Origin of the sequence: Spongiivirga citrea (assembly GCF_010671565.1) — a bacterium.
Taxonomy (GTDB): Bacteria; Bacteroidota; Bacteroidia; order Flavobacteriales; family Flavobacteriaceae; genus Spongiivirga; species Spongiivirga citrea.
Genome location: NZ_JAABOQ010000005.1, coordinates 1 through 13,223, shown reverse-complemented (window position 1 = coordinate 13,223; position 13,223 = coordinate 1). Strand labels below are relative to the sequence as shown.

Below are 13,223 nucleotides of genomic sequence, written 5' to 3'. Positions count from 1 at the left end.
GTAACGGAATAATTTAAAATCTATTCTTTAGCATCTTCCTTTTCTTCTGTAAAGCCAGTTTCTGAAATAATTTCAGTTTTAACTGTATTTGCATTTATATCTTCGGAAGTAAACCAAGCATCTCTAAGTTCTTTTTTAGAATATAATTCTAATTGATCTCCTCGATGAGGGGAATCTTTTTGAGAAGCATTACCATAACTTAATAACACTTTTGCCTTTGGAGTCTCACCAAACTCAATGACACCAACCCAGCTATCACCACCTCCTGCGAACATATTATTCTCATTACCTCCACCAGGCCAGGTTACACGGAATACCCCCATTGAACCATCGATACCATTGGCCGGAAGGTTTTTACCGTGTAAGTTAATTCTATAATAATCTCCCCATGGGACATCGAGTTTACCAAACTTGGTTTCAATTTCTGTTGCAGCAATTTCTAACAATTTCACTGCTCCTTCTGGATCAGCGAGGCCATCTGGCGTGGTATTCGGGTTTTTAAAATCCCAAGGGGTGCTATAATTTGATTTTTTCCAGCTATTGAACTTTCTAGCCCAATTGTAAAATAGTAACATTCCTTTACTATCAGCATCTGCTTCTCGATCCCAAGCCATTAATACTTCTTTTGCCTGTTTTGCTTTTTCTGAACTTGAAGCATCGACCGCTGCAAATAGGTCGTCTAAAATTCTATCCGCAAACTCTAGTCGGGTAGATAGTTTGTAATCAACAAGTTCATCAAAGGTTATCGATTCGTCTTCCAAAAGCATTCTAGCAGATCTTTGTGGTCTGAATGACATACTTATCGGTGCCATATATCCAGGATAATCATCAGGATTTAAGGCCTTAGGAATTGTGCTTGTCCATGGTGGGTCATTTGCATTTTGTAGCCAACCTGTAGTTGGGTTTTTAACCTTGGGCAAATCCGCATAAGCATGTGTTTCTGTCCAAATATCTGAAGACTTTCCGCCTGGAATAATACGATCCCAATAATCCCAATCACCTTCATTCCTTTTTGGAACTAGACCATTGAAGAGGTAAAAAATGTCCCCATGCTTATCCGCATACATCACATTCCAAAATGGGATTTGAGCCATTTTTAAAGCCGACTCAAACTCATCGAGATTACTACTATTTAGCATATTCCACCATTGCAAGGAGGCGTTTGGTGCTTTAGTTCCCACATAGCGAATAGCCAACACTTTGTCCTTGGATTGACTAACAACTGGACCATGCTCTGTTCTCATTATAGGAATTTGTTGCTCCTTAAAAGTACCGTCCTCTTGTTTGATCTTAATTGTTTTTTCCGATGCAATAAAATCCTTTCGTTCCCCATCTAAAATATAACCACCATCTTTTAAGTCAAGCTCGTAGGTATCTGTATTATCAATAGTATTATCAGTATGACTCCATCCTAAATTCTTATTAAATCCGATTGCAATTCCCGGAAAACCGACCAGATTAGCCCCGTACATACTTTTATCTCCAAGATTCAATTGAGACTCAAAAAAAGTAAACTCCCGCCACCAAGGTAGGTGTGGATTTTGTACTAACATCGCATTTCCTGAAGCCGATTTTTTAGGAGAAATAGCATAAGTGTTACTCCCCATGTCCGGCCATTGTTGCACTCTGCCCAAGTCATTCCCAGCAACAAACCGACTAAAAACAACATACATACTGTGTGTAGCTAGATCCCTGGTTGTAAGCGGTAGTATTTGCTTCAAATTAGCATCAACAGCAGTGGGATTTGCAGTCACATAATCATTCATCCCTTTTATAAAAGAATCAAAAATTGCAGTAAGTTTTGGGTCACGAGTACCTGACCATTCATCTGCTAACTCATTAAACCCAAGTGTATGAATAAGCATATCATCCTGTAGTTTTTGTGGTCCAAAATACTCAGCGCCTTTACCGCGAGAACTGCCATACATTTCAACAATTAAGTTGGCATGATTATGCATTTGCGCCCAGCCTTGAGCATAGAATAATTCGTCTACAGCATTCGCATAAATGTGAGGCACGCCCCAACTATCCCATTTTATATGAGTTTCTTTTTTTTCTTCTTCCTGTGAACAAGAAATTAGAACAAAAAAAGTGGAGCAAAGAAAAAATAATGTAGACTTTTTCATTGAAGTGGTTTTAATTGATGAATAGTACAACTTGTCTGAAAAGTTACAATTTTAAGGTGGTATGTGAAAATTACATTTTCGTTTAAGAGGAAACACCCATCCCAAGCCCTTCCCCCAAGGGAAGGGAGCTTATTCTTACTCAAAAACCCCAATAAGTATTAGAATTTCAGTTTTTCATGCTTGTCCCATAGTCCCCAATACGCGCCAACATCACCCTCATCTCCTGTTTTCCAGGATTCATCAAAAGAAGAGAAATAAAAGACTTCTATATCATCTTTTGCTGACCATAATTGTGTATTGACAAAGTATTTCATGGCATTTTCAGCTGAGGAATGCGAGCCCTCGAACGAACCTCCTTCGCTAGGCCATCCAGTCTCGGTGATAATGACTTTCTTGCCTTTTGCGGCATCGATTGCCTGACCATACATTTGCTGCATATGGTTTAAAGAATACTCTTGCGGACAGCCTTCCCAAAATGGATAGCAATTGGACAAAATTACATCCGACGCTTCTACAATTCTGGGATGATTTGTAAACTCATAATACGCATCGACATAACCAACAGGAATATCGGGCATTGCCTCTTTTACGCGATGCATATATCCAAGTAGTTGTTCCTCATCTAACTCATTTCGATACAGCACTTCGTTACCGACGGCTGCGATATCAACACATCCTTCGCGCGCAAGTTGGATTAATCCTTCAATCTCAACTTCATTTAATTCCATATCATCGCTTAACCACGCCCCAACCATTGTTTTAAGTCCGTTAGACTTTGCAATTCTTGGAACGTGTTCATTCCCTTCAGTACATGAAAACGAACGTACCCATTTGGTATAAGGTTTTATAATTTGAATTCTTCTTATTACTTGCGCTTCTGTAATAATATCACCAGGTTGTTGACCATCTTCATACATACTAAAGCAAAGACCATGCATGCCATTTTGCAATGTTTCTAGCCATAGTTGATTTAGTTCATCGCTTGTTACTTGACTAAAATCTAATCCATTATCTTGATTATAATTGGTTGCTATTTTTGAGATATAACCTTCTCTGTATGACATTTCCTGTTTTTTTAGTTAGCCTATAACTCTCCTCTACGTTCTACCAATTCCGCCTTAATTTCTCTCGCTCTTTCTTCATTTAGACTGTATTTCCACATCACCCAAACGGCTAATGCGGCTGTTAACGACGGGACTATTATGTCAGCAATCCTTAGATTGTTCATTGTTTCTATAGATTGTTCCGTCGCATTAGGATCAAAACCTACTATACTCAGAATCACACCGCCTAATACAAGTGCTATAGACTGGCCTATTTTAACCATTAACCAATAAATAGCACCAAAAGTACCTTCCTTTCTAGGCATACCATTTTCCAATTCATCCAGATCGCACACATCGGCGGTCATAGACATCATCAAAGTGAATAACCCTCCCATTCCGAAAGCGAATAATGGAATTGGTACGAATATGAGCCAAGGCACTTCGCTCCCCGGGTCAATGCTAAACCATGACATTCCAACACTATCGAGAAACGGATTTATAGCTTCAAAAAGAGAACCAATACCTGAATTAAGACTTTTACCGAATCCTGTTTGGCTAAATTGACTATTCAACTCTTTGTCAAAGCCCCACCATTTTAAGATATAACCAACGATCGATAGAATTGTTGAGATAATAAAGGCCTTTCTTTTACCCCATTTGTTGGCCATTCTAGAAATAATAGGAATAACTATAAATGCCGTTAACATCGCGTTTATAGTATTAAACCAAGCGGGCCATGTTCCAGCAATTTCATAACTACCGTTATACATGTAGAATACTATAATAAAAACGCCAAATGCCGCTACAAGTTGAAATCCATTAAAAACCAAAAAGGTAGCCCCACACAATTTCATGAAAGGTTTGTTTTTAGAAACTTGTTTAATCCCGGCAAGCAGTTCTTTCATATTGGCTGCAAGCGTTTTAAAATTAATTTCCTTTCGGTTGGCCATATTTGCCGAATCAATTCCCTTATTAAATATTGCAGGTAAGATTCCAAAAACTATACACATTGCTCCTACAATAAGAGCCATAGTTCGTACACCTTCTGTTTGCGTATTAAATGTATCTGTATCCGGAATGATAACATACAACCAAGGCACAATCATCCAAGCAATTTGCCCCATTGTATTTGAAAAAGCCATTAAGCGTGTACGTTCATTATAGTCTGATGTCATCTCATAACCAAGACCAACTAATGGTGTGGCAAACATAGTATTACCAATAAGGAACAATAATTGAATGACCATTACATGCCAAATAATATAGGATTGCGACGCATTATCATCGATTTGCCACATTAAAAAGAAAAGAATACCACTAATGATTGCCCCGATAAAAATATAAGGTCTTCTTCGCCCCCATTTAGATTTTGTATTATCCGAAATAAAACCCATTATAGGATCTGTGATTGAGTCAAAAATTCTTGGCAAACCACCTAAAAGTCCGGCCCAAAGTGGATCAACACCCCATGCCGTTAAAAGGAAAAATTGGATAAATACTCCAAGTGTTCCAGGCAAAATATTTAGGATAAAATGACCAGCTCCAAAGGCCGCTTTCTGACCTACAGGCACTTTATCTTTTGAGGCGGTTTTTAAATTTGACATATCTAAGGTTTTAGTTAGTGATTACAATAGTTTGAATGGCTTTTGGGCTTATCGAAACCGGTTTGTTTTTTTCTCCTAATGAAAGAGAAAATTGTTTTGTTTTATCTGTTTGATTTAAGATAACTACAGCAATAGACCCATCAAGGTTTTTAGCAGCGGTTACCATTAGCTCTTCATCATTGTTTTCAACTCCTATTACCTTCGCGTCAGGACGTATGTACTTGCTAAAGTGTGACAAGGTGTAGTATAAGGGTGTAAAGTAGACTTCATCATTTTCAGGATCGACAATTACCGGTGCTACACACCAATTTTTAAACCAATTCGGACCACCTTCTTTATCAAGTACCATGTTCCAATCGACCCAGCCATCAACCCAGTTATTTAAACAGCCAATAATATCTCTTGCATAGCGATACACAGGCGCATACTTTGGGTGTAAATGTTTATCCTTTTCTGGAGCCCATGTCCAACCCCAATCCGTAGCCTCTTTTTTCCAGTACCACTCATCATCTTGCCATACTGGAACTTGTGCGTCAACACATGCTTCAGATTGAATTAAATATTTATTAGGTGCTTTGTTATGTGCATATTGCAGTTCTTCAGGAAATACCTCGAAGGTACTTGCATACCAATGAATAGCCGTACCATCAAAATATTTAGAAGTTTCTTCATTTTTAAATTGTGAGTCTACCCATTCTTTTAAATGCTCTCTGTTTTGATCGTAACCTAAAATCTTAATACCCCCTTTTCCATCCGCTTCCAATTTTGGTCCTAAATGATTCTGAACAAAATTGGTCATTTCATCAGGTGTATAATGCATGCTTTCCCAATTGTTACCATTGCCTAAGGGTTCATTCTCTACTGTAAAACCCCAAATATCAATACCTTCCGATTTGTAAGCATCTACATACTTTGAGAAAAACAAAGCCCAAGTGTCGTAATACTCTGGCAGTAGTTTACCTCCAACCCAATTGTTATTATCTTTCATCCAGGGTGCCGCAGTCCATGGCGAACCAAAAATTTTAAACCCATCTGTCGAAGCAGCCATAGCATCTTTTATGAACGGAATCAAATCGTCTTTGTCTTCTTCAATTGAAAAGTGCTCTAAGTCTTTATCCCCTTCTACAGGCGTATAAGAATAGTTGCTTAAAGAAAAATCACAAGAGTTCATATGCGACCTTGTCAAAGAATAATGTGCGCCCTCTTCACTAAAATATGCGTCAATAATTTTTTTACGGTTTTCTTTGCTCAATTTATTTAGGAGATAGGCTGACGATTCTGTAAATGCACCACCAAAACCTGTAATCGTCTGAAGTTGCTCATCGGGGAGTAGTTTGATTGAAGAGGCGTCATCGCTTTCACTAAATTCTGTAATTGGTGTCAACTTATTTCCACTAGCTGAAGTTTCAACTACATCAATATTCAAATTTTGCTCTTTAGAACAACCCACGATCATAAAACAAACTACTATTAAATAATTCTTTTTGAACATACCCTTATCCTTTAAAAATCGACGACTAACGAATCTTTTACAGACGGCACCAACACTTCTTTAATAAGTGCATCTTTATCGCCATTATATGTTTTGGTAATCGGATTTCCATCCCGTGTTAAATCCTTAAAAAGACCCTTATCCACTAAAGGCCACATAGCATATTTTGCTTTACCTTCCACTGTAAATAAGCCAAAGTGATTTTCTGAACCTCCTTGATTTGCAGCGTCTTTCCATGGCTCATTGAAGGCCTCAAAATAGAAACATGAAATCTCATTTTCATTAGTCCAATCTCTTATCAAATGATAGAACAAACTTTCTTTATACTCGTCTGTGGCTTTTGATCCTTCATTTCCGTAATGACCGTTAGAAAAACTCGCCCAGCCAGTTTCACCAATATGAATAGGCTTATTGGCTCCAACACTAGTCATATAGTTCTTTACACTTTCGTACTGAGCTTTGGAGTAATCCAATGAACGCTGCATTGCTTTTTCGACCTTTTCTAAATCAGATAATTCATTTTCTTCTGGCAACACTCCCCAAAATTGCGGATTGTAATGCGTGTCATGCATCGGGTAGGTATGAATTGATATGAAATCGACAGCAGCAATTAGCTTATTTAAATCCTCTACATGATACTCAGCATCACCACCGCCCCATGATGCAAAATTATCGGAGCTTGTGATCCATAAATCGGCAGGAAGCTTATCTGATTTTTTTAAATCTTGAAGATGATTAACCCATTTTAGGATCACACCTGGCTGGACAAAATAACTAGTAGCCCATTTTACCATAGCCTCATTACCAACAGCGATAACTTTAACTATGTCAGGGTATAGATTGCTCAAGCGTACCGCTTCTTCTATTTCTACTCCATTTCGTTCGCTTTCCTGAAAGTGATCTGGTTCTAAATCTGTCCAAGCATTTTTGCAATCTATCCATGCACCCAACATCACATACATTTCGAAGCTAGAATCTTCTTTTTTTAGCTCACTTATTGCTTTTAGGACGTTTCCTGCATGCGGTAAATGAACTTTGTAAGTCCTAATGACTTTGACCCCCATAGCTGCCAAAATCTTCATATCATCTTTTAGTTCATCTAAGGTTGGCTCAATATCATGATCTACCTGTCTATAGCCTCCATAGGACATTGCCAAATAATCTGGGTTGCCTAGAATATCTTTTGCCGTTATGCTTTTTTCTCCTTTCGCCATTGCACTATCGTCTTTACTTGGGGTATTTTTTTTACATGAAAAAGTCATCATAACAATAAGAATACTCAGCGATATATTGATGTGTTTTTTCATGATTTTTTTATTTTTTAATTGATACTATGATACTGTCTATTAGGCCTGAACGTTCAAAAACTTGTTGGCTTATTTCGGTATTTAAACGTAGCCCTTCAAAGTCAATAAGCGATTGGTCATTATAGTGTACCGTAATATGTTCCTTTCCTGAAAGTTGATAGATAATTGGCACTTGGCAATAGGTAAAACAAAGTGTATTATCATGTAATACTATTTTTTTAGGAGCGCCATTGATATCGATATACTCAACTGTTTTTGATGTCTTTAAAAACTCTTCTGTTCGCAGTAAGCGCGGATTAAAGGTCAAACAGCCATTTTCTACAATAGCTCCAAGCTCGGCAAAGCGGCACAAAATATCTTCTTTAACCTGTCCAGTCATTCCAGGTTGTTGAGCACCTTTTCCTCCCGGAGTATGTGAGTAAGGATCCGTTGGAAATGCACCATATAATTCTGGCGATTTATGTACCCCAATTCCTTCGTTAATCTCGTAATAATGCTCTAGCAATCTTCCGATGATTTCTTCGCTTTCATTGTTATGAATCGCTTTCCAACATGTTTCTTGAACTGCCACCAATAACTTAGAAACCATATGCCAGTAAATAGATCCTAAGCCTTCGTAACCGTAAAAAGTACCCGACCTTCCTGTAAATGATTTGTGGTCGAATATTTCTTCAAAAATGTCGGACAATAGTTTGGTATCTCTTTTTACTAAATCGCCATATTTTTCAGCAGACAATTCAGATAAGGCCTTTTTTAGACTTTCGGCATTATTAAAAGAACCATTAAAATGATAGTCGCCATTAATATCTTTTTCAATGACATTATGGTCATCATCTTCAATTAGTTTTTGAACAAGTAATGATTCTTTTATCCTGTTTTCTGGAATATTATTCTTGTCTTCAAATCGGTTTAAAGTCTTGTTGGGATACAAAATGTAGCTATACTGATCTTCTCTGAACAAAGCACTAGCTTTGAGAGCATCTAATACTTCCAATGATGTTTTGCTAGAAATATATCCAGAACTTAATACTGCAACCTGTCCTTCTAACATTTCTGATAAATAAGAAATAGAAACTTCATTCTCACTATCAACTGTCATTAAGTTATACGCATGAAATAACTCATCTTTACGTTGGTTTGCGTCAATACTATGATCTAAATATCGCTTAGTAATTTCTATACATTGTAATACATCACCCTTATAAACGGCTCTTTTTTGTCCACTAAATCCTCCATCATAAATGGTATTTCTAAAAATACTTCCAGCGTTTCCTAATCCATCCATAACAGTTTTGCGGTCGGCATTTGAAACTTTACTAGAAAGAATACCAACATTGTCAGTTAACGTAGAACGAATTGAATTGAAGAACAACATTAATTCTTTAGAAACCTGAAAGTATTCTTCTCCAGAATTCTCGACAATGCCTTCAAAAAAGTTTAGAAACCTTCTTAAGTAATATAAGGTAACCATCGACACACCATTACCAACCAAGGCATTGTTAGCATCGTTCCATTCTGGACGCTGGGTATTCATCCAAATTCCTCCTTCTGGAATAAAGTTGGATATTTTTGATAACAACGTGGCCAGAATTTTTTCTAGTAGATTTACCTTGTAAATATCATTTCCGGCATCTTTTAGTAAAGCACCATCGGCACCAATAATTTCTCGTTCCTTTCGAATACTTCCATCTAACACATCATCAAAAACAATAGTGTCTTTTGGGTTTTTAAGTATGTCGTCGTAGCTTTTTATTTTGTAGGGAACATTCGCATAGACGAATAATTCTTCATTAAAATAATTGGATAATGTATTCGGGAAATGATTTTCTTCAAGTTCTAGCAACTTCAATAAATAAATGATCTGATGATCACCCCAATAACCAATGTAAGACCACGGGTCATCTGGTTCGATTACTTCCCAATCAAAACCATCTTTGGTAACACGATACGGATTATACCCATCAAAAGTAGTTGCGTTGACAAACTTTTGGATCATATTGTCTACAAACTGCGGATATGAATAGGCAAGGGCTTCCCAATTCTGGAAAATGTCTCGCCAATTCCCTTCATAATCCAAGACCTTTTTGCCATCGTCAGTTGTGGTGTTAATGGTAAATTGATTCCAAGGTCGACTAGGATCACCATGTCTTCTACTGAATTTTAAAGGCATATATTCAAATGCAAGCCTTTTAAAATCATTATTTGAATTGCTGTTTGCTAGCTCCTTTAAATGAGTTAGATCAAATTTTTCAGGAAGACTATTTAATACATCTTCCTGTTGCTTGTAAACTTGGTTATTTGCTTTTTGAATATATTGAATGAAATCTGATTTTTCTATTTGATAGTTGCTATCAAAAATGCCTCCGCGCATTATATTAAAGAGCGTATTCGAGAAATGTCTGTTATCTCGAAGCACATCAGCAGTGAACTGCATCGCATCGGAAGCGCTATTGAGTGCTAGTAGTTTTCTGGAACCTTCTTCAATATCATCTTGAACTATTTTAAGAAGGTTTTTTTCATTTCTAATCTCCTTCGAAATAGCCGCAATATCAGCAATAGACTGATTGACTTCAGCAACAATTATCCAATTTTTTTCTGAATTCGGATTAAGAACAAAATCTGCTTTAATCAAATATGCTCCCTTCTCTGCTCGAATGTCGGTTTCCTGAATAACGCTGCCTTTATTTTTAAAATCATCCACCTGAAGTGAAGAAATGAGATAGTCAGCATTTTCAATTCCCGTTGACCAAACTGATGTTGCTTTCAGCGCCTCACTCGGTTCAGCTTTATCTACTATGATAGCACTTAACGCATAAATACCAAGATTTATATCGCTTTGCAGCTCATTTTTCTTATAAGCATCGACAAGATTACTCCCCGAGTTTTGCAAATTAGGATCCACACCATAGGGCATTATATTCTGAATACCATCTAATAATGTAATATGAACTTCCTTATCAGAAGTGTTCACAATAGTTGATCTTTTTACAAATCCATAAGTGTTACTAGAATTCCAATGATAACGAAACGTAAGACCTAAATCTTCATTAATTTCTTCAAAGATGATCTTATTTCCATAGCTGTTCTTATAAAGGTTTCTATGTATTTTATAAATACCACTATACTCATCACTAAATGGTTCCCATAAAAAGGTTTTTCCATTTAAGTGAATATGAAAAACGGATTTGCCTCCAGTGATATCTGCAGATTCCGTGATCTTATCATCCGTATAATATGGAAATAAGGCATATTCTGAGCTTTTCCGTCCAGCTGACAATCCTCCATTACTAGAAATAAACATCCAGTGATTTGAATCACTTACAATGCTCATAAAAAATGGACGCATTGAATCGTAATTGGAGATCTTATAGTAAGATTCGTTTTCAAACTGAATAAGTTCTCCCGAAATTTCCTTTTTATCAGTAGAAACTTTTGAATTACCTATATAAATATCCTTAGTAGACATTGTTGTGCAACTATTTTTTGATCGTTAAGTACTTGTAAAAAAGGCTGGTGAAAAAATTACTTTGACACCAACCTTATTTTGTTTTAGGATGTGGGGTTATTTATTTTCGAATGATTTGATAATACTAGATTTCTGTTACAACAACATCATCAATAATCACCTCACCTGCACAAGTAGCGGCACCACCACATGTAGCTTGAATTAGCAACGATATACCTTCATCTACACCAGCATCTGTTGTAAATGTGCCTGTATAGGTCTCCCAAACGTCAACAGTACTAGCACTCGCGTTACCTAAATCGTGGGCAACAGCGCCACCTACAGAACGCTCTGAGAATGCTAACACTTGAAGTATTGAACCATCCACAAATGCTGAAGTAATTTTATACCTAAACGTAACTTGAATGTTCTGGTTACCTGCTACAGATGCTCCAAATCGTTCTTGTTTAAGATTCGGCACCTGCCCTGTACCAGTCGTTAATCTAGCCGAGTATGTACCTGTATTTGCATCAGTATCAATAATGGTAACAGAGCCACCACCTTGGTTAAGTTGCCAGCATGCACCATCGCCAGAATTGGCTTCAAAACCACCGTTTGATAATAACTCACCCATTGGAGGTGCAGGGCATGTGCTTCCTCCGCCTCCAGAACCGTCATTATAGAAATAAATATTATCAATATATACCGTTCCGATTACATCGGCTACATCTAATATCAATTGGCTAAAATCAGTAGGGGAAGCCGTTAATCCAGCTGCCTGTAAGTCCGAAATAGATACATCAACTGATGTCCATTGACCAGCAGGTAGCGTATTCCGTGTATCCCCTCGTGTATCAGCATTTGCTCCTGCAAAACCATCTCCACCAAAGTCGACAACTCCAGCGACAAAATCAAAACTTGTTGCTGTCCATACATCAATATGGAAGTTCGTCATGCTTGATAAATCTACTGCTGTAGCTATAGTCTCTACCCCAGCAAAATCTAAATCAGTATAAAGTTTTGTGTCATCGCCTGCAACCTGAACATCACTAACACCTCCACCAGCACTAAAACCAGCATAAAATGTATCAACGGTAATATCAGTATAAGCGTTACTAAATAGCGAAATCACATCGCCAGCATCTCTTGTTGGTGGTGCTGGTGCTGCTGTAGTTGGAGCTGTTCCTCCCCCTCCAGAACCGTCATTGTAGAAATAAATATTATCTACATAAATAGTTCCTATGACATCTACTACGTCTAATATTAATTGGCTAAAATCAGTAGGAGTAGCTGTCAAACCAGCCGATTGAAGGTCAGCAATACTTACATCTATCGATGTCCACTGACCTGCTTGCATTGTGTTACGCGTATCTCCTCTTGTATCATTGCCGCTTCCAAATCCGTCACCTGCGAAATCTACAACGCCTGCTATAACGTCAAAACCTGTCGCTGTCCACACGTCAATATGGAAGTTCGTCATGCTTGATAAATCCACCGCTGTTGTAATGGTTTCAATACCTGCAAAATCTAAATCAGTATATAATTTCACATCATCACCAGCAACCTGTACGTCAGTCAATCCCCCTCCAGCACTAAAACCAGCGTAAAAAGTATCGACTGTAATATCTGTATATGCGTTACTAAATAGCGAAATCACATCGCCAGCATCTCTTGTTGGTGGTGTTGGTGCTGCTGTAGTTGGAGCTGTTCCTCCCCCTCCAGAACCGTCATTGTAGAAATAAATATTATCTACATAAATAGTTCCTATGACATCTACTACGTCTAATATTAATTGGCTAAAATCAGTAGGAGTAGCTGTCAAACCAGCCGATTGAAGGTCAGCAATACTTACATCTATCGATGTCCACTGACCTGCTTGCATTGTGTTACGCGTATCTCCTCTTGTATCATTGCCGCTTCCAAATCCGTCACCTGCGAAATCTACAACGCCTGCTATAACGTCAAAACCTGTCGCTGTCCACACGTCAATATGGAAGTTCGTCATGCTTGATAAATCCACCGCTGTTGTAATGGTTTCAATACCTGCAAAATCTAAATCAGTATATAATTTCACATCATCACCAGCAACCTGTACGTCAGTCAATCCCCCTCCAGCACTAAAACCAGCGTAAAAAGTATCGACTGTAATATCTGTATATGCGTTACTAAATAGCGAAATCACATCGCCAGCATCTCTTGTTGG

At 37.7% G+C, this 13,223-nt stretch carries 6 protein-coding genes and 1 pseudogene; all 7 read right to left on the bottom strand.

Annotated elements, in window-relative coordinates; genetic code table 11:
• Positions 1-20: 20 nt before the first annotated feature.
• A complete protein-coding gene (locus GWK10_RS12075) occupies positions 21-2,126 on the bottom strand; it encodes an acylase (protein ID WP_164032642.1) in 2,106 nt (701 codons plus the stop codon).
• A 158-nt stretch (positions 2,127-2,284) separates the two neighbouring features.
• Positions 2,285-3,190 (bottom strand): glycoside hydrolase family 17 protein, encoded by a 906-nt coding sequence (locus GWK10_RS12070; protein ID WP_164032641.1) that lies wholly within the window; start codon positions 3,188-3,190, stop codon positions 2,285-2,287.
• 20 nt (positions 3,191-3,210) lie between these two features.
• Positions 3,211-4,776, bottom strand: a complete 1,566-nt coding sequence (locus tag GWK10_RS12065; RefSeq protein ID WP_164032640.1) for an MFS transporter — start codon at positions 4,774-4,776, stop codon at positions 3,211-3,213.
• Positions 4,777-4,786: 10 nt separating this feature from the next.
• On the bottom strand, positions 4,787-6,232 hold the full coding sequence (locus GWK10_RS12060; protein WP_164033127.1) for a glycoside hydrolase family 30 protein: 1,446 nt from the start codon (positions 6,230-6,232) through the stop codon (positions 4,787-4,789).
• A 47-nt stretch (positions 6,233-6,279) separates the two neighbouring features.
• On the bottom strand, positions 6,280-7,575 hold the full coding sequence (locus GWK10_RS12055) for a glycosyl hydrolase family 17 protein (RefSeq protein ID WP_164032639.1): 1,296 nt from the start codon (positions 7,573-7,575) through the stop codon (positions 6,280-6,282).
• Between the two features lie 7 nt (positions 7,576-7,582).
• Positions 7,583-11,041, bottom strand: a complete 3,459-nt coding sequence (locus tag GWK10_RS12050; protein WP_164032638.1) for a hypothetical protein — start codon at positions 11,039-11,041, stop codon at positions 7,583-7,585.
• Positions 11,042-11,165: 124 nt separating this feature from the next.
• Positions 11,166-13,223 (bottom strand): annotated as a pseudogene (locus GWK10_RS12045) (hypothetical protein); the annotation flags it as partial.